Origin of the sequence: Brevundimonas fluminis, from assembly GCF_003934285.1 — a bacterium.
Lineage (GTDB): Bacteria > Pseudomonadota > Alphaproteobacteria > Caulobacterales > Caulobacteraceae > Brevundimonas > Brevundimonas fluminis.
Genome location: NZ_RQWJ01000004.1, coordinates 543,317 through 566,592, shown reverse-complemented (window position 1 = coordinate 566,592; position 23,276 = coordinate 543,317). Strand labels below are relative to the sequence as shown.

The 23,276-nt window shown below is 70.5% G+C and carries 23 protein-coding genes; 8 read left to right on the top strand and 15 right to left on the bottom strand.

The window, feature by feature from the left end; translation table 11 throughout:
- The first annotated feature begins 121 nt into the window (after positions 1-121).
- From EFJ44_RS11810 to EFJ44_RS11800, 3 genes are all read left to right on the top strand, one after another.
- A complete protein-coding gene (locus EFJ44_RS11810) occupies positions 122-307 on the top strand; it encodes a hypothetical protein (RefSeq protein WP_125257391.1) in 186 nt (61 codons plus the stop codon).
- A 228-nt stretch (positions 308-535) separates the two neighbouring features.
- Complete coding sequence (locus EFJ44_RS11805; protein WP_241209783.1) at positions 536-2,896, top strand: coiled-coil domain-containing protein; 2,361 nt, start codon at positions 536-538, stop codon at positions 2,894-2,896.
- 112 nt (positions 2,897-3,008) lie between these two features.
- Positions 3,009-3,581, top strand: coding sequence for a hypothetical protein (locus EFJ44_RS11800; protein ID WP_125257389.1), 573 nt, complete (start codon positions 3,009-3,011; stop codon positions 3,579-3,581).
- A 4-nt stretch (positions 3,582-3,585) separates the two neighbouring features.
- Here the strand turns inward: EFJ44_RS11800 and EFJ44_RS11795 are convergent, their stop codons facing one another.
- A complete protein-coding gene (locus tag EFJ44_RS11795; RefSeq protein WP_125257388.1) occupies positions 3,586-4,770 on the bottom strand; it encodes an MFS transporter in 1,185 nt (394 codons plus the stop codon).
- 142 nt (positions 4,771-4,912) lie between these two features.
- On the opposite strand from EFJ44_RS11795, the gene pip reads away from it, so the two are divergent.
- On the top strand, positions 4,913-5,887 hold the full coding sequence (gene pip, locus EFJ44_RS11790) for a prolyl aminopeptidase (protein ID WP_125257387.1): 975 nt from the start codon (positions 4,913-4,915) through the stop codon (positions 5,885-5,887).
- A 7-nt stretch (positions 5,888-5,894) separates the two neighbouring features.
- Positions 5,895-6,365, top strand: a complete 471-nt coding sequence (locus tag EFJ44_RS11785; RefSeq protein ID WP_125257386.1) for a hypothetical protein — start codon at positions 5,895-5,897, stop codon at positions 6,363-6,365.
- On the opposite strand, the gene EFJ44_RS11780 is transcribed toward EFJ44_RS11785, so the two are convergent.
- The 8 genes from EFJ44_RS11780 to EFJ44_RS11745 form a co-directional block, all read right to left on the bottom strand.
- Entirely contained in the window at positions 6,360-6,842 is a 483-nt protein-coding gene (locus EFJ44_RS11780) for a DUF6173 family protein (RefSeq protein WP_125257385.1), read from the bottom strand. The genes EFJ44_RS11785 and EFJ44_RS11780 overlap by 6 nt on opposite strands.
- A 2-nt stretch (positions 6,843-6,844) precedes the next feature.
- Positions 6,845-8,002, bottom strand: a complete 1,158-nt coding sequence (rodA, locus tag EFJ44_RS11775; RefSeq protein WP_125257384.1) for a rod shape-determining protein RodA — start codon at positions 8,000-8,002, stop codon at positions 6,845-6,847.
- The gene (gene mrdA, locus EFJ44_RS11770) at positions 7,999-10,020 is read right to left on the bottom strand and encodes a penicillin-binding protein 2 (protein WP_125257383.1); all 2,022 of its coding nucleotides are present in this window, start codon (positions 10,018-10,020) and stop codon (positions 7,999-8,001) included. The genes rodA and mrdA overlap by 4 nt, the downstream gene beginning before the upstream one ends.
- Complete coding sequence (locus tag EFJ44_RS11765) at positions 10,017-10,538, bottom strand: hypothetical protein (RefSeq protein ID WP_241209782.1); 522 nt, start codon at positions 10,536-10,538, stop codon at positions 10,017-10,019. The genes mrdA and EFJ44_RS11765 overlap by 4 nt, the downstream gene beginning before the upstream one ends.
- Positions 10,535-11,512: a rod shape-determining protein MreC gene (gene mreC / locus EFJ44_RS11760; protein WP_125257382.1), complete on the bottom strand. Its 978-nt coding sequence runs from the start codon at positions 11,510-11,512 to the stop codon at positions 10,535-10,537. The genes EFJ44_RS11765 and mreC overlap by 4 nt, the downstream gene beginning before the upstream one ends.
- Before the next feature lie 107 nt (positions 11,513-11,619).
- Complete coding sequence (locus EFJ44_RS11755; RefSeq protein WP_125257381.1) at positions 11,620-12,654, bottom strand: rod shape-determining protein; 1,035 nt, start codon at positions 12,652-12,654, stop codon at positions 11,620-11,622.
- A gap of 207 nt (positions 12,655-12,861) precedes the next feature.
- On the bottom strand, positions 12,862-13,482 hold the full coding sequence (locus EFJ44_RS11750) for a glutathione S-transferase family protein (RefSeq protein WP_125257380.1): 621 nt from the start codon (positions 13,480-13,482) through the stop codon (positions 12,862-12,864).
- A 64-nt stretch (positions 13,483-13,546) separates the two neighbouring features.
- The gene (locus EFJ44_RS11745; RefSeq protein ID WP_241209781.1) at positions 13,547-14,260 is read right to left on the bottom strand and encodes a TVP38/TMEM64 family protein; all 714 of its coding nucleotides are present in this window, start codon (positions 14,258-14,260) and stop codon (positions 13,547-13,549) included.
- Between the two features lie 71 nt (positions 14,261-14,331).
- Between EFJ44_RS11745 and EFJ44_RS11740 the strand changes: the two genes are divergently transcribed.
- A complete protein-coding gene (locus EFJ44_RS11740) occupies positions 14,332-15,537 on the top strand; it encodes a pyridoxal phosphate-dependent aminotransferase (protein WP_125257379.1) in 1,206 nt (401 codons plus the stop codon).
- On the opposite strand, the gene EFJ44_RS11735 is transcribed toward EFJ44_RS11740, so the two are convergent.
- Positions 15,534-16,550 carry a polyprenyl synthetase family protein gene (locus tag EFJ44_RS11735; protein WP_420897394.1) on the bottom strand — a complete coding sequence of 339 codons (1,017 nt, stop codon included), beginning with the start codon at positions 16,548-16,550 and terminating at the stop codon, positions 15,534-15,536. The genes EFJ44_RS11740 and EFJ44_RS11735 overlap by 4 nt on opposite strands.
- A 100-nt stretch (positions 16,551-16,650) precedes the next feature.
- Here EFJ44_RS11735 and EFJ44_RS11730 point away from each other — a divergent pair, with 100 nt between their 5' ends.
- Positions 16,651-17,391 (top strand): tRNA1(Val) (adenine(37)-N6)-methyltransferase, encoded by a 741-nt coding sequence (locus EFJ44_RS11730; RefSeq protein ID WP_241209780.1) that lies wholly within the window; start codon positions 16,651-16,653, stop codon positions 17,389-17,391.
- Here EFJ44_RS11730 and EFJ44_RS11725 read toward each other — a convergent pair.
- The 5 genes from EFJ44_RS11725 to folD form a co-directional block, all read right to left on the bottom strand.
- On the bottom strand, positions 17,388-18,125 hold the full coding sequence (locus tag EFJ44_RS11725) for an endonuclease/exonuclease/phosphatase family protein (RefSeq protein ID WP_125257376.1): 738 nt from the start codon (positions 18,123-18,125) through the stop codon (positions 17,388-17,390). The two genes, EFJ44_RS11730 and EFJ44_RS11725, sit on opposite strands and share 4 nt — an antisense overlap.
- Before the next feature lie 45 nt (positions 18,126-18,170).
- Positions 18,171-18,857: a TPM domain-containing protein gene (locus EFJ44_RS11720; protein ID WP_241209779.1), complete on the bottom strand. Its 687-nt coding sequence runs from the start codon at positions 18,855-18,857 to the stop codon at positions 18,171-18,173.
- A complete protein-coding gene (locus EFJ44_RS11715; RefSeq protein WP_125257375.1) occupies positions 18,857-19,693 on the bottom strand; it encodes a TPM domain-containing protein in 837 nt (278 codons plus the stop codon). Before EFJ44_RS11715 ends, EFJ44_RS11720 begins: the two co-directional genes overlap by 1 nt.
- Positions 19,690-20,346, bottom strand: coding sequence for a LemA family protein (locus tag EFJ44_RS11710; RefSeq protein ID WP_125257374.1), 657 nt, complete (start codon positions 20,344-20,346; stop codon positions 19,690-19,692). The genes EFJ44_RS11715 and EFJ44_RS11710 overlap by 4 nt, the downstream gene beginning before the upstream one ends.
- A 69-nt stretch (positions 20,347-20,415) precedes the next feature.
- The gene (gene folD / locus EFJ44_RS11705; RefSeq protein WP_125257373.1) at positions 20,416-21,336 is read right to left on the bottom strand and encodes a bifunctional methylenetetrahydrofolate dehydrogenase/methenyltetrahydrofolate cyclohydrolase FolD; all 921 of its coding nucleotides are present in this window, start codon (positions 21,334-21,336) and stop codon (positions 20,416-20,418) included.
- 101 nt (positions 21,337-21,437) lie between these two features.
- On the opposite strand from folD, the gene EFJ44_RS11700 reads away from it, so the two are divergent.
- A complete protein-coding gene (locus EFJ44_RS11700) occupies positions 21,438-23,270 on the top strand; it encodes a PPC domain-containing protein (protein ID WP_125257372.1) in 1,833 nt (610 codons plus the stop codon).
- Positions 23,271-23,276 lie beyond the last annotated feature (6 nt).

Genomic DNA, 23,276 nt, shown 5'->3' with positions numbered 1-23,276 from the left:
CCTGCGTCACACAAGCGAACGGCGATCGTCAATCGTGACGCATTGTTCATTGCGGCGGCGATTGTTCGGCGGCCTGAAAAGGCGCATAACGCCGCTCGCAGTCAGGGGAGAAGGTCGGCGAATGCACGCGCTGATCGAGTTCATCGCAAGCATCGTCGCCGCCCTCGCCATGGCGGCGCTGTCGCAGTTCGGCGTCGAACTGCGCGACCAGCGCGCGGACGAGCCCGAGGTGCGGCGCGTCAAGGACGACTGCCCGCCCAAGCCGTCCGGAACCATCCTGATCTCCGCCGCGTCGCGGAAGTGCTGAATCGCGGATTCGACCGCCTTCGCCTTTTCGGTGAACGGATGACGCTCTAGGGTCTCGCGTCCGCGACCCAGAGCCTGAAATCCGCATCCGATGAAGAACCGCCAACGGCCGCCGCTCAACCTCACCGCTCCCGAAGCGGAGACGGCCGCAGAAGCGCCCGCGGCGGAAGAGGTCGCCTCGGAGGCCGCGCCTCAGCTGGAACCCGCGTCTGCGTCTCCGGAGCGTCCCATGTCGGAGCGACGTCGGCGCCGTCTTGCGGAGGAAGCCGCCCGTCGAGAGGCGGATGAGGCCGAGCGCGCCCGCACCGCCGAAGCGCGCGCCGAGGTCGCCGTGGACGCCGGCCGGCCGCCGGCGCCGGTCGAACCCATGCCGATCCAGCCCGCGGCGCCTCCGCCCGCCGTCGCTTCGACGCCGGCCGCCACGCGTCCCACTGCGGCCCCGTACTGGATCGCCGGCGTCGCCTCCGCCCTGTGGGCCGCGGGGGTCGCCGCTCTCGTCGCCTATGAGACCGGCTTCGGCACGGTGCAGCTGGAGCCACTGCGCCTCGCCGTCTACGCCCTTATCGCCGTGGCGCCCGCCGGACTGGCTCTGCTGCTGGCTCGATCGCTCACGGATTCCGCGCGCCTCGCCGCAGAGACCCGCCGCGCCCGCGACCTGTCCGAGGCCCTTCTGGCGCCCACGGCGCTGGCCGCACAGGAGGCGGGCGGCGTGCTGAGCCTGTTGCGTCAGGACGTCGATCAGGCCGCGCTGGCGGCCGAGCGCGCCCGTCGCGACATGACCCTGTTGCGCGAGGCCTTGTCGGAAGAGACGCAGCGCCTGAACGTCGCGGCCGAGACGGCCGCCGCCACCGCCCGCCGGCTGTCCGAAGCCCTGTCGCAGGAGCGGCAGGCCATGGACCAACTGAACCAGAAGCTGGACGGTCAGGCCTTGGTGGTCGTCGAGGCGGTCGAGCGCCAGTCGCGCATGGTCATGGACGCTTCCGACCTCGCCCAGACCCAGCTGCGCGAGGCCGAGGCCGCGCTGGCCGCCCGCGCCGCGGATCTGGCCGCGGCCGCGGGTGAGGCCCAGGACGCCGCCCGCGCCGCCGCCGACGACCTGTCGCGTCAGACGATCCGGCTGGAGAACGCCGGGGCCGGCGTCGCCGAACAGATCCAGTCGGTGGAGGAGGGATTGGGTCAGCAGCGCGCCGCCCTGGTCACCGCCGCCTATGCCTTGCGCACCGATCAGGAGGATTTCTCCGCCCAGGTCGAAAGCCAGCGGGCCCAACTGGTCGAGCAGCTGTCGGCCGCCCGCGCCGCCGGCGGCGAACTGTCCGAGACTTCGGCCGGCGCCGTGGAAACGGTGCGCGATCTGATCGAGGCGGCCACCGACCAGTTCCGCGCCCTGATCGAGATGTCCCAGCGTGAGGCCGACGGCTTCGACGCGGCGACCAAGGTCGCGCTCGACAGGTTCGAGGCCCTGGCCGCCGAGGCCCGGGACGTTCAGATCGAGGAGACCCGCCGCGCTCTGGAGGCACTGCAGGCCACGGCCGAAGCCGCCCGCACGACCGCCCGGACCGCCGCCGAGGAAGCCCAGCACCGCGCGGACCGTCTGGGCGAGGCCCTCTTCGCCGCCGCCCAGCAGGCCGACGAGGCGGCCGACGCCCGGATCGAGGGTGCCCGCCGGCTCGTCACGGAAAGCGCCGGCCTCGTCGACGAGGCCGGTCAGAGGGCCCAGGAGAGGCTGGAAGCCCTCGCCGACCGCCTTGGCCTCATGCTGGAACAGGTCGAGGGCGCACTGGTCGAACTGGACGGAAAGGCGGCCGAACTGCCCGAGGCCGCCCGCCAGCGCGCGGAATCCGTGCGCGCCGTGGTGGAGGACGGGCTGAAGGCTCTGTCGGACGCCTCGCGCAAGGCCGCCGAGGACACCGAAGCCCTCGACGCCGCCTTCCAGGAGCGCGTCCGCCGCAACTACGAGATGCTGACCGAGGCGGTGCGCCTCATGGGCGTCGTCTCCGGCGACGCGCAGGGCCGCCGCCGCGAGCCCGAACCGCCGCGGCCTGCGCCGCCGGTCGCCGAAGCTCCGCCGGCCGATCCGGCCGCGCCGCCGGCCGGCCGCACCTTCGGCCTGCGTCGGCTGCAGCTGAACGCCGGCAAGGCCGCGCCGCCCGCTCCCGCCGCGCCGCTGGACTGGGCCGATCTGGAAGGCGACGCGCCACTGGATCTCGACACGCCGATGATGCCGGCCGCCGAGGCCGAGGGTCTGGCCGCGCGCATCGTCGACTCCATCCGACGAATGGGCGTGGATCCCAACGCCCTCCTGCCGCGGGCGAGGATCGAGGAGGCGGCGCTCGCCATCGGCCGCGGCGATCCCGCCGCCGCGCGCGCCGTGGTGCGTCGCGTGGCGCCCGCCGCCGTGCGCAGCGTCTCGCGGCGCGTCATGAGCGATCCCGCCCTGCGCGTCGACGCCGAGGCCTATGTGCGCGAGACCGCGCGACTGCTTCAGGACCACGCCCGCTCCGGCGACCCGGCGGTGGTCCTGAATCGGCTCGCGTCCGACGCCGGACGCGCCTTCATGTTGCTGGACGCGGCGGTGGGCGACCTCGCCTGAGCGGGGAAACGTGCGCGGCTTTGGCCGCTTCGGACCGTTTCCCGCTTGACGGCGGAGGGGACGGCGGGAGAGGGTCCGGCTCGCCGTCACACAACCGTCATGGTCCGCGCCCATGCCCGACCTCTCGTCCGACGCCCGTCCGGAGATCGTCGTCTGCGTCTGCGATCCGGAAGTGGACGCCGCGCTTGGAGCCGCGTCCGCGCTCACCGACGGCCTCGCTTCGGCCCGCGCCCGCCGCGTCGAGGCGACCGAGCCCGAGGCGATCGCGAGCGAACTGGAGGGCCGCCTGCGTGATCCTGCCTGTCGCGCCCTGCTGATCCTGGGACGCGCGCGGGCAGACGGCTTCCGCGTCCAGACCCGGGCCGAGAACCGAACCCTGAACGGCAAGGGCCGCTTCGCCCCGACCGGACCCGGCGTGGTCCGCGCGACCGCTTCTGCGCAGGAGATCGTCCGTGCCCTGACGGATGCCGGCCAGTCCGCCGAAATCTCATCCCAGTCGGACGGGGACGCGGCGAGCTACATGTTGTTCCGGGCCATGTGCGGCCTGCCGGACGGCATCGACGCGCCTGCCGTGGCCCTGCTCCGTGTGCCCTCGGACCCTGCGCGGGCCGGCGCCGGACTGGAAGCGGCGATGGGCGCCATCGCCCGCCACCTTTCGCCGGCGGCGCGCGGGTCGGCTCACTGAGCCGTCAGGCCGGCGCCCGGCGTCGCATCACCAGAGCAACGAGCCCGCCACTCAGAGCCAGTGCCGTCATCGCCCAATAGCCCTGCGCACCGTGCGCGTCGTAGAGCGGACCCGACACCAGCGTCGCCACACCGATCACCACGCCCGACGACAGGGCCGAAGACAGCGTCTGCGCCGCCGTGTGCGACTCCGGCGGGCTGAACCGGTCCACCAACTCCAGCCCGGCCAGATAGGAGGCGGCGAAGCTGAGCGCATGCAGCGCTTGCAGCGCCACCAGCCAGCCAAGGCCCGGCTCGGTCGTGAGAGCCGCCCATCGCACGGCGCCTGCGCCCGCCGCGATCAGGATCAGGGTCCAGGGACTGACGCCCAGACGTCGTCGCCAGGGTTCGATCACCCACATGAAGGCGATCTCCATCACGACGGCGAAGCCCCACAGCGCGCCGGTGACCGTCGCGCTCAGACCTTGCGCGGTCCAGAGCACGGCCGAGAAGGCGTAGTAGAAGGCGTGCGACGCGTGCAGGGCCGCCGTCGCGGCCACGGCACCCACGAAAGGGGCGGACGCCAACAGCGCCCCCAGTCCTCTGAACCTGTCCCGTGCGCGGGTTCTCGGCCCGTCCCCCACGGCTTCGTCGGGCAGGCCGGCGAGGGCGAAGACCGCCAGCAGCGCGGCGCCGCATGCGATCCACACGCCGACGGCCTGCGACGACGTCCGCGTCAGGATCGCCCCCATGACGACGTTGGCGGCGACGAAGGCGGCCGATCCGAAGCCGCGGGGCAGGGCGAAGGTGAAGCCGCTGCGCCGCGCCAGCCTGAGGGTCAGCACGTCGCTGAGCGGCAGCAGGGCCGCCGCAGCGGTCGCGCCCACGAACCAGCAGACCATCCACGGTCCGAAGCCGTCGACGAACAGCGCGCCGCCGTATCCAAGGGCGGCCGCCGCCGCCAGCAGGGCGATCGGCGTGCGTCGGTGCGCGAAGCCGTCCGCCCAGACGGCCAGCGCCGGCCCGGTGATCAACCGCGCCAGCATCGGGGCGGCCAGCAGGATGCCGATCTCGGCCCCTGACAGACCGCGGTCCCGCATCCACAGGCCGGCGTAGGGCAGGCTCACCCCGGTGACGCCGAACAGCAACACATAGCCGATCGAAAGCCTAAGCTGAGCCGTTCTTGCGGTTGGGGCGGGAGACTCGGCCATGAGGGCCGGTCTAGCGTGGCCTCGGGTCGTCGTCGCGGGCCGATTCCGTTTCCGAACGGGCCGGCCGCCCGCGCGTTGGGCCCATGTCGGTCACATCGCGTTAACCGTGGCCGCGCGACAGGTAGGAAAAATCAGGATCTCCATGGCCTTCCCCGCTTCCGACCCTCCCCGCCGCGACCTGTACCCAGAGCTTGAGCCCTATGCGTCGGGCTGGATGTCCACGGGCGGCCCGCATGAGGTCTGGTACGAGGAATCCGGCAATCCGCAGGGACGTCCCGTCGTGGTCCTGCACGGGGGCCCCGGGGGAGCGGTCAATCCCGGCATGCGGCGCTTCTTCGACCCGAGGAAGTGGCGGATCGTCATGTTCGACCAGCGCGGCTGCGGCAAGTCGAAGCCCAACGCTTCCCTAGAGGACAACACCACCTGGACCCTGATCGAGGACATCGAGCGACTGCGGGAAATGCTGGGCATCGACCGGTGGGCCGTGTTCGGCGGCAGCTGGGGCTCCACCCTGGCCATGGCGTACGCCATCACCCACCCGGAGCGGGTGCGGTCCCTGCTCCTGCGCGGCATCTTCCTGCTCACCCGGCCTGAGCTGCGCTGGTTCTACCAGGAAGGGGCGTCGAACATCTTCCCGGACGCCTGGGAGCGCTTCGTCGCTCCCATTCCGGAGGACGAGCGCCATGACCTGATGGGCGCCTACTACAAACGCCTCACGGGCGCAGACAAGGCCGAGCGCGAGCGCTGCGCGGTCGCCTGGTCCAGCTGGGAAGGCGAGACCGTCAGCGTCCAGGGGCCCGACGCCCGCCCCGACAAGTTCGCCGATCCGGAATTCGCCCTCGCCTTCGCCCGCATCGAATGCTGGTATTTCATGAACGGCGGCTTCTTCCCGGAGGAGAACTGGATCCTGCGCAACGTTTCGCGCATCCGGCACATTCCGGCGTGGATCGCCCAGGGCCGTTTCGACGTCGTCACGCCGATGTCGGGGGCCTGGTCGCTGCACCGCGCCTGGCCCGAGGCGAGGCTGGACGTCGTCGCCGACGCAGGCCATGCCTCCACCGAACCCGGGATCGTCGACAGCCTGGTGCGCGCCACCGACTGGGCGGCGGAGCTCTGAGGCGGCGATGGCCCGGCTGAAGGTTTTCAGCTGGTCCAACGGCTTTCACCGCTTCACCGTGGCCACGACGTCGAAGCCGAAGGCGCTCGAGGCCTGGGGTTTGTCGCAGGACATCTTCAAGACGGGGCTCGCCGCCGAGGCTCCGGACTCCCCTGACGCCGACGCCGCCGTCGCCCGGCCCGGCAAGGTCATCCAGCGGGGCGAGGCGATCGAGGTGGGCAAGGTCGCCGCGGCGCCGCGGGAGGCGAAGACCGCGAAGCCGCCGAAGCCCAAGGGGCCGTCACCCGCCGACCGCAAGCGCGTCGCGAAGCTTGAAGCGGAGCTCGAAGCGCTGGACGCCCGGCACCAGACGGCGTTGGCCGACGTCGAACGGAAGCGCGCGGCGCTCGAGGACGGGGCCGCGTCGCTGCGCGAGGCGCACCGAACGGCACGCGCGGAGCTGAGGAAGAAGCTTGAGGCCGCCCGTGCCCGGCTATGACTTTCTGGCCTTGGCCCGGGGCCTGGGATTGGTCTTCTGCACCAGTTCCGACAGTTGGAAGCCGATGCGGCGCGCCTCGCGCTCCTCGGGCTTCCTTGTGGAACTCAGGGTCACGTTCAGCGCCGCGTAGTGCTGGATCACCCGCACGGGTTTGCCGTCCGCGTTCTTGCCGCTGAACAGCAGCAGGTCCGGGGCCCAGAAGCCCACCTCGTCGAACTTCAGCGTCGCGTCGCCGGGCAGGCCGACGATGGTCGCGCCGATCTCCTCGTCCCGGTCCAGACCCTTCTCGAAGTCCTCGATGAGTTTGGACAGGCGCACGAAGGCCCATTCCGCGGGGCTCTCGCGCATGCTGACGCCGTCCGTCATGGCCTTCAGCCGGTCGGGCGGAGCTCCCGGCATTACCGGCTCGGGGCAGGGCTTGTCCGCGCAGTCGTCGAACATGTCGGGCGGCGCCACGATGGGGGCGGTCTCGGTCATGCTCAGAAAAGCCCGTGGCCCTTGGGCAGTTCCGAATAGCGGTGCACGCGCGTCGACAGCACCAGGCCGAAGCCGAACATGATCGTCATCATCGAGGAGCCGCCGTACGACAGCAGCGGCATCGGCACGCCCACGACCGGCGCCAGTCCCATCACCATCGCTCCATTGATCAGCACGAACAGGGCGAAGAAGGCCACCATGCCGCTGGCCGCGATGCGCCCGAAATGGCTGTGCGACAGGCTGGCGATGCGCAGGCCGATCAAGATGATGGCGGCATAGCAGATCAGCAGCGAGAACGAGCCGACGAAGCCGAATTCCTCGGCGACCGTCGAGAAGATGAAGTCCGTCTGCCGCTCCGGCAGGAACTCCAGTTGGCTCTGACTGCCCAGCCCGTAGCCGCGGCCCAGAAACCCGCCGGATCCGAGCGCGATCTTGGACTGGATGATGTTGTACCCCGTCCCCGACGGATCCTTGGTCGGGTCGAGGAAGGTCAGCACGCGGTTACGCTGATACTCGTGCATGCCGAAGATGACGAACAGGGGCGTGCCGACGGCGGCCAGAACGCCCGTAGGCACGATGATCTTCCAGCTCAGACCGGCCACGAACATCACCGCCGCGCCCGTCAGGCCGATGATCATCGCCGACCCCAGGTCCGGCTGCTTGGCCACCAGCAGGAAGGGGAGGCCGATCATCGCCGCCGGGATCAGCAGCTTCCAGCTGAGCCGCGCCTCCTGCGCCGTGTGGTTGTGGTACCAGCGGGCAAGGGCCAGCACGAGACCCAGCTTCATGAACTCGGCCGGCTGAATCCGGATGAAGCCGAGGTTCAGCCAGTTCCGCGCACCGCCGGCCACGTACCCCAGCGGCGTGAACTCGATCATCAGCACCAGCACCAGCAGCACACCGTACATCGGATAGGCGGCGCGGAACCACCACTTGGGGTGCACCAGCGCGAGGACCAGGGCCATCACCAGCACGGCGCTGTAGCGCACCAGTTGATCCGCCGCCCACGGCTGCCACTCGCCGCCCGCGATCGAGTACAGCATGGCGACCCCGACGCCGGCGACGACCGAGAGGAGCACCACCAGGGTCCAGTCGATCTCGCGCACCTTGACCGACAGGCGGTCGCGTTCGCCGGGACGGGTCAGGGCGGAGGCGGTCATTGCGGGGCCTCCGACGTGGAGGCGGGCTGCGCGCCGGCGGCCGGCGGGGCCTCTTCCGTCGCCGGTGCGGGGGCGCCTTGAGGCCCCGCGGCGCCCAGGGCGTTGGCCTCGTGCGAGCCGGGGTCCTCCGTGTCGGCGAAACCGGACTGTTCGATGCGCCGACGGATGTCCGGATCCTTCAGAAGGGCGACCTTCATGACCTCGCGCGCCCGCGGGGCGCCGGCCGTGCCGCCGCCCATTCCCCCGTGTTGCACGATCACCGAAACGGCGTAACGCGGCTCGTCGATCGGGGCGTAGGCGATGAACAGGTTGTGGTCCTTCTGGGACCAGACGTTCGACTTGCGAGATCCCGTTCCATAGTTCCGGACCTGGGCCGTGCCGGTCTTGCCCGCCATCCGCACGGCGCCCAGACCCAGCTGGCTGTTGCGGAAGCCCGTGCCGCCAACGTCGGTCACCCGGTTCATGCCCTCGCGGAGGATGGCCAGCAAGGCCGGGTCATACGGAAGGTCCCGGACGTCGCCCGCGGGCGGCTGCTCCCTGCCGCCGATCGACTTGATCAGGCGCGGCTGGATCGCCTTGCGACCGTTCGCCAGGCGCGAGGTGTAGACCGCCAGCTGGAGGGCGTTCACCGTCAACGCGCCCTGGCCGATCGCATAGCTCGGCGTCTCCCCCGGATACCATTTGCCGTCGCCGCGCACGGGATTGCGTCGACGCCAGCCCGTGTCGGGAACCAGTCCCGGGTTCTGGTTGCCGATGCCCAGATCGAACGTCTGGCCGAATCCCATGGTGCGCGCGACTTCGGCGATGGCGTCGGGGCCCATCTCGACCGCCAGCTGCATGAAATAGACGTTGCACGAGTTCTTGATCGCGTCCCGCATGTCCTGCGAGCCGTGCGTGGCGTGGCAGGCGAAGCGTCGACCCAGGTAGAAGCCGCCGGTGCACGTGATGCGGCGGTCGGGGTTGGCCCCGCGGACCAGGGCGGCCAGACCCGTGACCGGCTTGAACGTGGAGCCGGGCGCAAACACGCCGTTGATCGCCTTGTCGGTCAGGGGGCGCCGCTCATAGTCGGCCCAGGCGCGGTACACGGACGTGGGCACGCCGCTGACGAAAAGGTTCGGGTCGAACGAAGGCGCCGAAACCATGCACAGGACGTCGCCGTTGCGCACGTCCATGACCACGCAGCTGCCCGCTTCCTCGCCGAACACCTCCAGCGCCTTGTTCTGGATGTCGGCGTCCAGCGTCAGAACGACTTCTTCGCCAGGAACCGGCGGTCTGGAGTTTTCCGCGTCCTCGCCCACGACCCGACCGCGCGCGTCGACCTCGACCCGATTGCCGCCGGGCTCGCCCCTCAACCGATCCTCCAGCGATCGCTCAATGCCTTGGCGGCCGATGCGGAAGCTGGGATTGAACAGCAGGGTGGGCACCTCTTCGCCCGCCTCGCGATAGGCCTCCACGTCGCGCGCATTGGGTTTGGCGACGTATCCGACCACGTGGGCGAAGGCGCCGCCGTGCGGATAGAACCGCGCCTCGTGCATGTCGGCCATCACGCCGGGCAGCTCGTTGGCGTAGAGGTTGACCCGGGCGAACTCATCCCAGGTCAGGTCGCTCTTGACCGGCACGGGGGTGAACCGGGGCGCCGCGTTGACGTCGCGGATGATGCCCCGTCGCCGCTCCAGCGTGTCCGGCAACAGTCGGCCCAGCAGGTCCAGCGTGCCGTCCAGGTCCTTGGTTTCGTCGCGCACGACCAGCACGCGGAAGCTTGGCCGGTTTCCGGCGATGACGACGCCGTTGCGATCCTTGATGAGTCCGCGCGGAGGCGGCACGAGGCGGAAGTTGAACTGGTTCTCGGCCGCCAGGGTGGCGAACTCCCGGGCCTGGACCACCTGCAGCTGGCCCAGTCGCAGTCCGAGACCCATCACGCCGAGGGCCGTCAGCCCGCCGACGACGAGCGTGCGGCGCAGGAACGAGCCCTGTCGCTCGTTCGGGTCGCTGAAGAAGATGGAGGGCTCGGAACTCATCTGTAGCGGACGTCGACGTCGTCGAAGCGCTGGATCAGGGCGTTCGACAGGGGAAACAGAAGCAGGGTGGGGACCACCTGTCCCAGCAGGGCCAGAAGACTGGGCGGCCGCCCTCCCGTCAGTGTGACGATCAGATAGGCCAGAAGGAAGGCGGCGGCGCTGGTCAGACTGAACCAGAAGAACAGCACCCGCGTCTCCTGTCCGGCCAGAAACGACCGCGACACCAGCACCACGCCATAGGGCGCCAGCAGACACAGCGGCCACAGGCCCAACGGAGCATAGAGCATCACGTCCAGCAGGAGCCCGAGGGCGAACAGCACTGCGGGCGCCATCAGCGACGGCCGGATCAGCGGCCAGGCGAAAGCCAGCAGCAGGGGCAGGATGGGCTCCGGCAACTGAAGGCCGAACAGCTCGACCGGCGTGGCGAGGATCAGGGTTCCGGCGGCCGCCGCCAGCGCTGGCCACCCGATCCACTGCATGGCCCCGCCGGTGCGCACGGTGACCGCGGCGCGTCTCACTCCGTCGCCCCCCGGGCCGGCTGATCCGCCGGCTGCGCGGCCGCCGGCGGCGGGGTCGCGGGTTCGGGCGGGCGGGCGGCGGGATTGGTGTCCAGAGCGGCCAGCGGGGGCGCGTTCAGCGCCTCCGGCGCGACCAGCTGGCCGAAGTCCTCGAACTTCAGCACGCGGACGTAGTCGATCGCGCCGCGGTCGCTGAACAGCTTGACCCGCCAGGATCCGTCGACGCCGCGCGCGACGACTCCGACCGGCATGCCGCGCGGCATGCCGCCGCCGTCGCCCGAGCTCAAGACCCGGTCGCCGACCTTCAGCGCGTCCTCGCCGCGCACGTATTCCAGCCTCGGATTGCCGCTGCCGTCTCCGCTCAGGATCGCGCGGGCGTCCGAGCGGTCGATCAGCACCGGCACCTGACTGGCCGCGTCGGTCAGCAGGACCACGCGCGAGACGTTGGGCGAGGTCCCGGCGACGCGCCCGACCAGTCCGTGCTCGTTGATGACGGGATTGCCGATCTTCACACCCTGTCGTGAGCCGACGTCGATCAGCCGGGCATTGGCGAAGGGGCCGCGCGCGTCCGAGATCGACCGTGCCGACGCCATCGGCACCGGGGGTTGGGTTCGGATCCCCAGCAGCGCCTCATAGCGACGGTTGACGTTCGTCAGGGCGATGTTGGCGTCGCGCACGGCCTGCAGCTCGGCGATCTCCGCCTTGAGCTTGCGGTTCTCCGAGACGGCGAAGAAATAGCCGCCGATCCAGTCGCTGACGTGGCCGACCCAACGCACGGGATAGGCAAGGACGCCGTTGATGGGCCCCAGCGTCGCCTCCGCGCCCGCCCGAACCGGCGTCAGGGGGCTGGCCTCGGCCCGACGATCGGTCACCAGCAGCAGGATCGCGGCGACGACGGCGGCGATCACGGCGACGCCGGCGCCCAGCATCGCCGGCACCCTGAGATTTTCGAACGGTCCGTCGCGAAACGCCACGGCGCGCCTTCCGGAAAAGGGGTTTGAGAATCGACGGACCGACGCCGCCGATCCGTCCAGCCTATCGCAAAATCCGTGCCGCGTGGGAACCGCCGGAACGGTTCAAATCAGAGCGCGGAATCCAGCACGCCCTTCATCCAGCGAGGGTGCTCCAGCACGCGGCCGCAGCCGATGGCCACGCAGCTCAGCGGATCGTCGGCGACCGACACCGGCAGGCCGGTGTGATCGCGGATTTCCGCATCCAGACCGCGGAGCAGCGCGCCGCCGCCGGTCAACATGATGCCCTTGTCGGCGATGTCGGCGGCCAGTTCCGGCGGAGTGGCCTCCAGCGCGACCTTCACGGCCTCGATGATCTGGCTGACCGGTTCGGCCAGGGCTTCGGCGGCCTGGCGCTCGCTCATGCGAACCTCGCGCGGCACGCCCTGCATGAGGTCGCGACCCTTCACTTCGATCGACAGGCCTTCGCCGTCGGCCGGGATGCGGGCGGTGCCGATGTCCTTCTTGATGCGCTCGGCCGTGGTTTCGCCGATCAGCAGGTTGTGGTTGCGGCGCATGTAGCTGATGATCGCCTCGTCCATCTTGTCGCCGCCCACGCGCACCGAGCGTGAATAGACGATGCCCGACAGCGACAGCACGGCCACCTCGGTGGTGCCCCCGCCGATGTCGACGACCATCGAACCGGTCGGCTCGTGGATCGGCAGGCCGGCGCCGATCGCGGCGGCCATCGGCTCGTCGATCAGGCCCACGCGGCGGGCCGAGGCGTTCAGGCAGGAGTCGTTGATGGCGCGGCGCTCGACCGCCGTGGCCCCCGACGGCACGCACACGATCACCTTCGGGTTCACGAAGCCCTTGCGGTTGTGAACCTTGCGGATGAAGTGCTTGATCATCTCCTCGGCGACTTCGAAGTCGGCGATGACGCCGTCGCGCATGGGGCGGATGGCCTCCATGTGGCCCGGCGTGCGGCCCAGCATCTGCTTGGCCTCGATGCCCACCGCGTGCACGATCTTGCGCCCGCCCACGTTCCTCAGCGCCACGACGGAAGGCTCGTTCAGGACGATCCCCTTGCCCTTCATGTAGATCAGGGTGTTCGCCGTCCCGAGGTCGATGGCGATGTCGTTCGAAATCATGCCGAAAAGGTGCATGGGCGTGGGATACCGTTCGGATTGGGGCCTTTGAGGGGCGGACAGCGAAACCGGCCCGCTGCGACGACGCCCCGTCCCGCACGCATCCCCTCGCGCGATCCGTTCCTGATCGATTTCGTCGAGCCGACCTGCGGCCCGTTTGCCCGTGTGCGCCGGGGATTACAACCCCCGACGCACCGCGCTTCCGCCGACCCGCGGCCGTTGGGCCTAGACGGGCTGCAGACCCTCGACGGTCAGCATCTTCTTCACGGCGTCGCGCGACTGCACGAGGTCGAGATGAGCGTTCAGTTTGGGGTAGCGCGCCTTGTCCAGCAGGCCCGCCTGACGCGCCCAGCGCTCGAACACCATCAGGTAGCCGTCGGACAGCGTCCACGTCTCGCCGAACACCCACGGCCCTTCGACGAGATGCTGTTCCGCCAGGTCCAGCTTGCCCAGCGCGAACTCGACCGCGTGCGCCCTCGCTTCGCCTTCCAGGGCCGGCCGGCTGAACAGCACCTTGCCCAGCGCCGGATGCAGCGACGACGAGAGCCAGCCGTTGAAGGCGTTGAACCGCGCGTACTCGAACGGATCGTCGACCGGGGCCAGGTCCCGTTCGCGGAAGGTTTCCGCGACCCAGCCGAGGATGGCGGCGTTCTGGGTGATCACGCCCCTGTCCGTCCGCAGCGCCGGCGTCGATCCGGCCGGATTCACCGACAGATACTCCGGCGTCCGCTGCTCGCCCTTCTTCAGATCGACGACCGTGGTCTCGTGTGGCGCGCCGGCTTCCAGCAGGGCGACGTGCGAAGCCATGGCGCAGGCGCCGGGCGAGATGAACAGGGTGGTGGTCATTGCGGGCCTCCTTGCCGGTTGAACGGCCCGCATGTGGGACAGGTTGCGCCTTAATGCAACCGACCTAGTTGCGATTCGATTCCCGTCGCTTCACCCACTCGCGCACCAGCAGCATGACGCCCAGCCAGACCACCGCCACACCCGCGAGGATCAGGCTCGTCCACGTCCCGTCGCCGCTCGCCGCCGCCGCCACCGCCCCGCCGAAGAAGGCCACCAGCGCCGTCTTGGGCAGGACGCCCAGCGCGCAGCCGATCAGAAACGACCAGAAGTTCGCTCGCGTGGCCCCGAACGCCATGTTGACGACGATGAAGGGCGCCGACGGCACGTTCCGGATCATGAAGCTGGCATAGAAGGCGTTCTTGCCCACGAAGCGCTTCAGCCGCGCCGCCGTGGAGCCGCCCAGCCGCTCCAGCGTGCGTGCGGTCGGGCCACGCCCCAGCCAATAGGTCACGCCCGCGGAGATCACCGTCGCGGCCCAGCTGTACCAGAACCCCAGAGACGGCCCGAACGCCACCACGCAGGCGGCGATCAGAATGAACTGCGGCGCGCCGACGAAGGCCGCGACCACAAAAAGTGCCATCGTCGCCGCAAACGCCCAGGGACTGCCCGCATACCCCTCCAGCCAGTGACGCAGCTTCTCTTCGGCGTGCAGCCCCAGCGCCTGCTTGCCCAGCAGGAACAGTCCCACGACCGCCAGCAGCAGCACTGTCGTGGCCGCCACGGCGCGCCATCGCGCCGCCTCCATGTTCAGGACGAAGTCGAGGACGCGGCGGATCATCCCCCCATTTGCCCTCACGCCCCCCCGCCCGTAAACAGCCGGGGCCTCCCCGCACGCATGAGATCGCCGACATGAGCCAGCTTCAGTCCTCAGCCCTCGCACGCGTGAAGCCGTCGGCGACGCTGGCGGTCACGGCGCGGGCGCGTGAGCTGAAACGCGAGGGGCGCGACGTGATCGGCCTCGGCGCGGGCGAGCCGGACTTCGACACGCCGGAGAACGTCAAGCGCGCCGCCATCGACGCCATCACGCGCGGCGAGACGAAGTACACCGATGTGGACGGCATCCCCGAACTGAAGGCCGCCGTCGTCGCCAAGTTCGCGCGCGAGAATGGTCTGGCCTACGAGACGAACCAGATCCACGTCGCCCCGGGCGGCAAGGCGGTGCTCTACAACGCCCTGGCGGCCACTCTGTCGCCCGGCGACGAGGTCATCGTGCCCGCGCCCTATTGGGTCAGCTACCCCGACATGGTCCTGCTGGCGGGCGGCGAACCTGTGACGGTCGTCGGGCACGAGGTCGACGGCTTCAAGCTGCGGCCTGAGGCGCTCGAGGCGGCGATCACGTCGCGGACGAAGTGGCTGATCCTCAACAGCCCGTCGAATCCCACCGGCGCCGCCTACACCGGGCCGGAGCTGGAAGCCCTGGCCGCCGTCGTCCGCCGTCACCCGCACGTCTGGGTGATGACCGACGACATGTACGAGCATCTGATCTACGGCGACTTCGACTATCTGACCTTCGCCCAGGTCGCGCCCGACCTGATCGACCGCACCCTGACGGTGAACGGCGTAAGCAAGGCCTATGCGATGACCGGCTGGCGCATCGGCTACGCGGGCGGACCCAGGCCGCTGATCGACCTGATGCGCAAGGTCGCCGGGCAGACCACGTCGAACCCGTCGTCGATCAGCCAGTGGGCGGCCGTGGAGGCCCTGAACGGCCCGCAGGACTTCATCAGGGAGCGCGCCGCCGCCTTCGAACGCCGCCGCGACCTCGTCGTGTCCATGCTGAACCAGGCCACCGGCCTGCGCTGCCCGACGCCTGAGGGCGCCTTCTACGTCTATCCGTCGGTCGAAGGCCTGATCGGCAAGACCGCGCCGGACGGCTCGGTGATCGATTCCGACGACGCCTTCGTCTCGGCCCTGCTCGACGCCGAGGGCGTGGCGGTGGTCCAGGGCTCGGCCTTCGGCCTGAGCCCCTATTTCCGGATCAGCTATGCGACGTCCGAGGACGTGCTGGAGGAGGGCTGCCGCCGCATCCAGCGGTTCTGCGCCAGCCTGCGTTAAGCCGCCCGGCTGACGGCGAAGTCGGCCAGGTCTTCCAGTGCGACCCGCCAGTCGGACGCGGGCAGGGCGCCCAGCGCCGCCTTGGCCCGGTCGGCGAAGGCGCCGGCCTCGTCCAAGGTCGCGCCCAGCGCGCCCGTGCCGATCACCAGCTCGCGCGCACGGCGGAAGTCGTCCTCGGTCCGCTCGCCTTTCGTGATGGTGCGCTCCCAGAAGGCGTCCTCGCGACCCCTCGTGCGTGCGGCCGCCAGCAGCAGGGGCAGGGTGGCCTTGCCCTCGCGGAAGTCGTCGCCGGCGTTCTTGCCCAGAGCTTCGGCCGTGCCGCCGTAGTCAAGAGCGTCGTCCGCCAACTGGAAGGCCAGCCCCAGCGCCATGCCGTAGTCGCGCAGCGCCGCCGATGCCTCGCCCGACGCGCCCGCGCCGACGGCACCCGATTCCGCGGCGGCGGCGAACAGCTCGGCGGTCTTGGCGCCGATGATCTTCAGGTAGGTGTCGCGGTCCAGGTTCAGGTCATGCGCCCGAGTCAGCTGCAGCACCTCGCCTTCCGAAATCACCGACGAGGCCTTGGCGAGGATGCCCAGCGCCCGCATGTCGTCGGTTTCGACCATCAGTTCGAAGGCGCGCGCGAACAGGAAGTCGCCGACCAGCACGCTGGACGGAGCCCCCCAGATCAGGTGCGCCGCCACCTTGCCCCGCCGCAGTTCCGACACGTCCACCACGTCGTCGTGCAACAGCGTGGCGGTGTGGATGAACTCCACCGCCGCCGCCAGCTTCAGCGGCGCATTCAGTGGACCGTCGGCGCCCGCCGCGCGCGCCGCCGCGACGGTCAGCAGGGGGCGCAGTCGTTTTCCGCCGGCGCCGACCAGATGCTCGGCAAGCATCGGAATCACCGGCACGTCGGACTGCATCCGGTCGATGATCAGGGCGTCGACCGCCGCCATGTCCGGCCCGGCCATCCGCACCAGGTCGTCGACCTGTCCGGCGGGGCGGTGAAGGGGCGCGGTGACGGCGTCCAAAGGCGGCACTTTCAGGCGTGAGGGCGGGGAAACACGGACGCCGCCTTGCCTCATGACGACGCGGCGCACAATGGTGACCGCCCATGAACGGGTCAAGCGCGTGACCGTCGCACCTGAGGTCGAGGAAACCCCGCTGCTCAACGGCCGCGTCCGGCTGTTGCAGCCGCGCGACGGCTATCGCGCGGGGATGGACGCCGCGATTCTGGCGGCCGCGATCGCCGCGGCGCCGGGAGACACGGTGCTGGAGGCGGGGTGCGGGGCGGGCGCGGTCCTGTGTCAGGTCGGCGTCCGTCGGCCCGGCGTCCGCCTGCTGGGCGTCGAGCGCGACGCGCCGACGGCCGTCCTCGCCATGCGAAACCTCGCGCTCAACCGGCTTGACGGCGAGGTGCGGGAATTCGACGTGGCCGCAGGCTTCACGGCGCTCGAGCGTCCACGCGCCGACTGGGCCGTCAGCAATCCGCCCTTCTTCGACGACGCCTCGGCGCTGCGCGCCCCGTCGCCGGGCAAGCGGGCGGCGTGGATGGCCGACGCCGGGCTGGAGGCGTGGACCGAATTCCTGTTGGCCGGGGTCCGGGACGGAGGCACGATCCTGTTGATCCACCGGGCCGACCGGCTGGCCGATCTGCTGTCTCTCCTGGGCCGCAAGGCGGGCTCCTTCCGCATCCTGCCCATTCATCCGTATGCGGATCGGCCGGCCAAGCGCGTGCTCGTGAAGGCGGTGCGGCTCGGCAGGGCGCCTCTGGTGCTGCTGCCCCCGTTGGTGCTGCATGATCAGGGCGGCGCACATTCGCCGCGCTCCGAGGCGATCCTCCGCGGTGCGGCCCACCTCGATCTCGGCTAGCCGTCGACCTCGAAATCGAACGCCAGCGGCAGGTGGTCGGAGGCCATTCGGGCAAGCGGGGAGAAGGGGGCGTGCGCGCCCGTCACCCGAATCTCGCGGCTGACGAAGGCATGGTCGATGCGGATCGCCGGATAGGCGGAGGGGAAGGTCTTCACCGAAGGCCTGACGCCCAGTTTGCGCTGGGCGTCCTCCAGACCCGTTCCGCAAAGGGTCCGATAGGGCCGGGTCATCGACGTGGCGTTGAAGTCGCCGCACAGGATGGTCGGGCCCACGCACAGGTCCGACCCCAGCCAATCCCTGCCCGCCAATGCCGCCGTCTGCAGCCTCTGCTCGCGCGGCACGAGGCCCAAATGGGTGTTGATCACGTTCACTGTCGCCGCGCCCATGTCGATCTGGGCCCAGAGGGCCCCGCGGGGTTCCAGCCCCGGCACGTTCGGGAGCGTGGGCAGAGGGCCGGCGCGGACCAGCCGCTCGGGGTGGGGCGTCAGGATGGCGTCGCCGTAAAGCTCCGCCTCCACGCGCATGGCCGGATGAAAGCGGACCGCCATGGCCAGCTTGTCGGCGATTGATTGGGCCTGATCGACGTGGCCCGTCCGCGCCCGACCGACGTCCAGCTCCTGCAGGCAGACCACGTCCGGCTCCAGCTCGGCGATGACCGCGACGACGCGGTCGACGTCGAGCCGGCGGTCGACTCCGACGCATCGATGGACGTTGTAGGTGACGAGACGGGGCATGAGGCATGCGTCGCCTAAAGGCCGATCATGGCCGTCAGGGGGCGCTCAGATCTCCACGAGCCGGTCGGGCACTTCGTTCGGATTGGCCGGGCGCGGCGGGAAGTGTTCCGCCAGCACGCCTCCGCACAGCTCCACGGCCCGGACGAATCCGTCCGCAGGCGCCTTGCGCTTCATCCCCGCGACCAGCGCCGCGGCCGCGTCGGCCCAGACGTCCTCCGGCACCTTCTCGTGGATGCCCTTGTCGGCGATCACCTCGACGCGATGGTCGGCGTCGGCGGCGAAGATCAGCACGCCGGTCCTGGCTTCGGTCACGTGCAGCCCATGGGCCAGAAACTGGTTCAGCGCCGCGCGCCGCACCCGGTCGCGGCGTATGGCCGACGGCGTCAGCCAGCGGCGCACCGCGGGGATCAGGCCGAGCAGCAGCACCGCTACGAAGGTCGCCAGCTGCAGCACCGCGTGAACCGCGATCGCCGTTCCGGCTTCGGATCCGGCGGCCGCCGCATGTCCCACGCTCCAGCCGTGAGCGAAGCTGGGCAGGTCGCTCGGATCCAGGCCCAGCGGAATCGCCAGCAGGGGCAGGATCAGCGCCGCCGCGGCCGCCCAGCCGAGCAGCACGTCCCAGTAGCCGGACACCCTGCGGGCGAAGACGCAGAAAATCTCGCCGCTGGTGGCCTTCTCCGCTTCGGCGATGGCCGCCGCCACGCGGGCGTGATCGTCGGGGGTCATCTTCATCACCAGCCTCCCGAGGCGCCGCCGCCGCCGAAGCTGCCGCCTCCGCCCCCGAATCCTCCGCCCCCGAATCCTCCGCCGCCCCAGCCCCCGCCGCGTCCCCCCCGCGCAGCGCCGCTCAGGGCCTCGGCCGCCGCCCAGATCAGGATCGGCGTCATGCCGTCCCCGTCGTCGTCCTTGCCGCCGCGCCCCTTGCGCCGTCGGCCGGCGCGCGACACGGCGCTGACGAAGCTGATGAAGACCATGAAGACGACGAACAGGATGAACAGGATGATGGCGACCGGCACCTCGGCGTCGGGCGATTCCGCCGCCGCGGCGCGCGCCTGGGCCTCCTCCGGATCCAGCCGCAGCTGGCTCTCGATCGCCTCCACCCCGTTGGTGATCCCGCGCTCGTAGCCGCCCTCGCGGAAGGCGGGCAGGATCCGTTCGTGGATGATCAGGGCCGACAGGGCGTCGGTCAGGATCGGCTCCAGTCCGTAACCGACCTCGATACGCACCTTTCGTTCGTTCGGCGCGACGATCAACAGGACGCCGTTGTTCTCTTCGGACTGCCCGATGCCCCAGGCCCGGCCCAGCTGATAGCCGTAGTCGGCGATGTCGCGGTCCTGCAGGCTGTCGACCGTGACCACGACCAGCTGGTCGGACGTGTCCCGCTCCAGCGTCTCCAGCCGGGTCGCCAGCTCGGCTTCTTTCGCCGGCGACAGCAGGTTGGCCTGATCGACCACCCGCCCCGTCAGGGCGGGGAACTGCAGCTCCTGCGCGACCCCGGGGACGGCGGCGCACAGCCAGGCGAGGGCGACGACCAGCGCCGCTCCCGCCGCTCTCGGCGAGCGGATCACCGGGCCGGGGTCGGCGCCGGCGGGGCCGAGCCGGGAGCTGCCCCCGGCGCGACGTCGAAGGTGACCGTCGGCGCGCTCTGCGCCGCCTCATTGGCCTGGAACGGCTGCATCGGCCCCGAGCCCGCATGGATCGTGTTGGCCCAGATCACCGTCGGGAAGGTCCGCAGCGCCGTGTTGTGCGCGCGCACGGCCTCGTTGTAATCGCGCCGCGCGATGTTGATGCGGTTCTCCGTGCCTTCCAGCTGGCTCTGCAGGGCGATGAAGTTCTGGTTCGACTGGATCTGCGGATACTGCTCCACCACCAGCATGAGCCGGCTCAGGGCCTGCGTCAGCTCTCCCTGCGCGGCCTGATACCGCTGCATCGCCGCCGGATCGTTCAGCATCTCGGGCGTCAGCTGGATCGACGTGGCCCGCGACCGCGCCTCGATGACCTGCGTCAGCGTGGTCCGCTCGGCGATGGCGGCCGCCTGCACCGTGGCCACGAGGTTGGGGATCAGGTCGGCGCGTCGCTGGTAGGCCGCCTGCACGTCGGCCCACTTGGCCCTCGCGTTCTCCTCGTTCGTCGGAATGGCGTTCACGCCGCAGCCGGACACAGCCGGCGCCAGCACGACGACCGCCGCGACCGCGGCGAGACGGGGGTTAACACGCATCATCGAGACAGCCCTTCCCGAACGCGGCCGGATCGCCGCTTCCTTGATATATCAGCCCTTCATGACGCCGCTTCAAGCGTCCAGCGGCTCGGCCTCCACGCCTGCCGCCGCGCACGCGGCCGCATAGGTGTTGGCCAGCAGCACGGCGATGGTCATCGGGCCGACTCCGCCCGGCACCGGCGTGATCGCGCCGGCCACCGCCGCCGCCTCGTCGAACGCCACGTCGCCGACCACGCGGGTCTTCCCTTCCGCAGCCCTCGCAGGTTCCTTCGAGGGCACGCGGTTGATGCCCACGTCGATCACCGTCGCGCCGGGCTTGATCCAGTCACCGCGGACCATCTCCGGTCGCCCGACGGCCGCGACCAGAATGTCCGCGCGGCGGCACACCTCCGGCAGATCGCGCGTCCGGGAATGCGCCACCGTGACCGTGCAGCTCTCGCCCAGCAGCAGCTGGACCATCGGTTTGCCGACGATGTTGGAGCGCCCCACGACAACGGCCTCCAGCCCGGACAGGTCCCCCAGCTCATGCTTCAGAAGCATCAGGCACCCCAGCGGCGTGCAGGGGACCAGCCCGCGCCCGCCCGTGGCCAGCCGCCCGGCGTTGACCACATGAAAGCCGTCCACGTCCTTGTCCGGATCGATCGCCGCCAGCACGGCGTCGGCGCCGATTTGCGGCGGCAGCGGCAGCTGCACCAGAATGCCGTGGATCGCCCTATCTCCGTTCAGCCGCTCGACGACCGCCAGCAGTTCGGCCTGCGTCGTTTCCTCGGGCAGGCGCACGGTCTCGGAGTGGAAGCCCGCCGCTTCGGCCCGTTCGCCCTTCGACTTCACATAGATGCGGCTGGCCGGATCGTCGCCGACGATCACCGCCGCCAGCCCCGGCCGCACGCCGGTCTTCCCGCGGAGCCGCTCCGCCGCGGCGGCAACGCGGTCCACCAGCCCCGAGGCGAACGCCTTGCCGTCGATGATGCGCGCGGGAACGGAGTCGGACATGAGCCGGGCCTCGGGGGAAAGTCGCTTGGGGGACGGCGCGCGATTTACAGGGCGGGGGGGCTGGCGTCTATGATCGGGACCGTCTCGGGGAGAAGTCCGCCATGAACCGTCTTCAAACGCTCGCGGGGGTCGCCCTTTCCGGCCTGCTGCTGGCCGCGACGCCCGCTGCGGCCCAGGAGGCCCTTTCCTTCGGCCGCGTCGCGTCCGGCGAGTTGACGGCCGAAGACGCACGCGTCGAGGACGGCGGGTATCGCTACGACGCCTGGAGGTTCACCACCCGGGAGGGCCAGCGGGTCGAGCTGACCCTGACCTCCACGGCTTTCGACGCCTACCTTGAGGTCTGGCCGGCCGACGGCGAAGCCGACGGGCCCGAATGGTCCGACGACGATTCGCTGTCCGGCACCGACGCCCGCCTGCGGTTCACCGCCCCGGCCGGCGACTGGATCGTGCGTGCCCGTGGCTTCGAGAGCGAGGCGCTGGGACCCTATTCGCTCGCACTGACCGAGCGCCCGCCGGCTCCGCGCGCGCCGCGCCCGACCGGGGCGCGCATCGGACGGTCGGTGAACGGCGACCTGTCAGACCGTGACCCGGAGACCGAGGACGGCGTCCGCTACGATGCGTACTCGCTGCGCCTGCGGGAAGGCGAGCGCGTCCTCATCACCTTGAGGTCCGATGCCTTCGACCCGATGCTCCAGGTGGGGCAGGGCACTGGCGGGGACTTCGTCGAACTGGCCGTCAACGACGACGACGGTCAGGGACTGAACTCGCGTCTGGTGTTCCAGGCCCCGTCGTTCGGCGAGTTCCTGATCCGCGTCACGCCGGTCGGAAATGACGACGGCGCCTATGTCCTGACCCTGGCCGAGGCCCCGCCCGTGGCTCCCGCCGTCGCTCTGGACTGGGGCGCGACCGTCCAGGGCGACCTCGCCCTGACCGACGGCGTCAACGCCGACGGCACCGTGGTCGACGTGTACCGATTCTCGGGCGCGAGCGGTCAGCGCGCGCAGATCGACGTGACCTCGTCGGCCTTCGACGCCTACGTCGAGCTGCGGGCGGAGACCGACCCGTCGCAGGTCCTTGCCGAGGACGACGACGGCGGACCGGAGGGAACGGATTCCCGCCTGCTCTTCACCCTTCCTGCCGACGGCGATTACCGCGTCGAGGTCCGCGCCTTCGCCCCGGGCGGCGTGGGCGCCTATTCGGTGTCGCTGACCGAGGCCGCGCCCGAGCGGCCGGCCGTGCCTCTGGCCTTCGGCGCGCGGATCGAGGGGGAGATAGACGACTCGGATTCCCGCGACGCCGAGAACCGAGGCTACGATTCCTACGTCTTCTCCGGACTGGAGGGGCAGCGCGTCCAGGCGATCCTCCGCTCCGGCGACTTCGACGCCTTCCTGCGCATCGGCTCCGCGGAGGGCGAGTTCACCGACCTGGCTTCCGACGACGACGGGCTCGGAGAAGGCACGGACTCCCGTCTCAACTTCTCACTTCCGGCCGACGGCGACTACATCCTTCGCGTGTCGCCGCTCGGGCCCGAGGCGGACGGGCTTTACGCCGTCGAGCTGATCGACCGGGGCCCCAAGCCCGAGCCCGGCAGCTTGCTGGTCGGCGCCTCGGTGCGCGGCGCCCTGTCCGAGAACGACGACGCGGCGGCCGACGGAAGCTGGTTCGACAGCTATCGCGTCCACGCCAAGGCAGGCGAGCCGCTGCGCATCGAACTGGCGTCCAACGCCTTCGACGCCTTCGTCATGATCGGGCGCGAGAAGGACGACGGCGGATTCGAAGTCCTCGGCAGCGACGACGACTCCCTCTCGGACACTCACGCCCGTCTCGACTGGGAAGCGCCCGAGGACGGCGACTACGTGATCCGCGCCGGCAGCTTCGGCGCCCAGGAGGCCGGCCGCTACGTGCTGACGGTCAGGCCGCAGCCCAAACCCTGATCGCCC

Excerpts from the sequence above, each read along its gene's own strand:
- EFJ44_RS11810 (WP_125257391.1), top strand. The coding sequence starts at position 122 with ATGCACGCGCTGATCGAGTTCATCGCAAGCATCGTCGCCGCCCTCGCC.
- EFJ44_RS11805 (WP_241209783.1), top strand. The coding sequence starts at position 536 with ATGTCGGAGCGACGTCGGCGCCGTCTTGCGGAGGAAGCCGCCCGTCGA.
- EFJ44_RS11800 (WP_125257389.1), top strand. The coding sequence starts at position 3,009 with ATGCCCGACCTCTCGTCCGACGCCCGTCCGGAGATCGTCGTCTGCGTC.
- EFJ44_RS11795 (WP_125257388.1), bottom strand. The coding sequence starts at position 4,770 with ATGGCCGAGTCTCCCGCCCCAACCGCAAGAACGGCTCAGCTTAGGCTT.
- pip (WP_125257387.1), top strand. The coding sequence starts at position 4,913 with ATGGCCTTCCCCGCTTCCGACCCTCCCCGCCGCGACCTGTACCCAGAG.
- EFJ44_RS11785 (WP_125257386.1), top strand. The coding sequence starts at position 5,895 with ATGGCCCGGCTGAAGGTTTTCAGCTGGTCCAACGGCTTTCACCGCTTC.
- EFJ44_RS11780 (WP_125257385.1), bottom strand. The coding sequence starts at position 6,842 with ATGACCGAGACCGCCCCCATCGTGGCGCCGCCCGACATGTTCGACGAC.
- rodA (WP_125257384.1), bottom strand. The coding sequence starts at position 8,002 with ATGACCGCCTCCGCCCTGACCCGTCCCGGCGAACGCGACCGCCTGTCG.
- mrdA (WP_125257383.1), bottom strand. The coding sequence starts at position 10,020 with ATGAGTTCCGAGCCCTCCATCTTCTTCAGCGACCCGAACGAGCGACAG.
- EFJ44_RS11755 (WP_125257381.1), bottom strand. The coding sequence starts at position 12,654 with ATGCACCTTTTCGGCATGATTTCGAACGACATCGCCATCGACCTCGGG.
- EFJ44_RS11750 (WP_125257380.1), bottom strand. The coding sequence starts at position 13,482 with ATGACCACCACCCTGTTCATCTCGCCCGGCGCCTGCGCCATGGCTTCG.
- EFJ44_RS11745 (WP_241209781.1), bottom strand. The coding sequence starts at position 14,260 with ATGATCCGCCGCGTCCTCGACTTCGTCCTGAACATGGAGGCGGCGCGA.
- EFJ44_RS11740 (WP_125257379.1), top strand. The coding sequence starts at position 14,332 with ATGAGCCAGCTTCAGTCCTCAGCCCTCGCACGCGTGAAGCCGTCGGCG.
- EFJ44_RS11725 (WP_125257376.1), bottom strand. The coding sequence starts at position 18,125 with ATGCCCCGTCTCGTCACCTACAACGTCCATCGATGCGTCGGAGTCGAC.
- EFJ44_RS11720 (WP_241209779.1), bottom strand. The coding sequence starts at position 18,857 with ATGAAGATGACCCCCGACGATCACGCCCGCGTGGCGGCGGCCATCGCC.
- EFJ44_RS11710 (WP_125257374.1), bottom strand. The coding sequence starts at position 20,346 with ATGATGCGTGTTAACCCCCGTCTCGCCGCGGTCGCGGCGGTCGTCGTG.
- folD (WP_125257373.1), bottom strand. The coding sequence starts at position 21,336 with ATGTCCGACTCCGTTCCCGCGCGCATCATCGACGGCAAGGCGTTCGCC.
- EFJ44_RS11700 (WP_125257372.1), top strand. The coding sequence starts at position 21,438 with ATGAACCGTCTTCAAACGCTCGCGGGGGTCGCCCTTTCCGGCCTGCTG.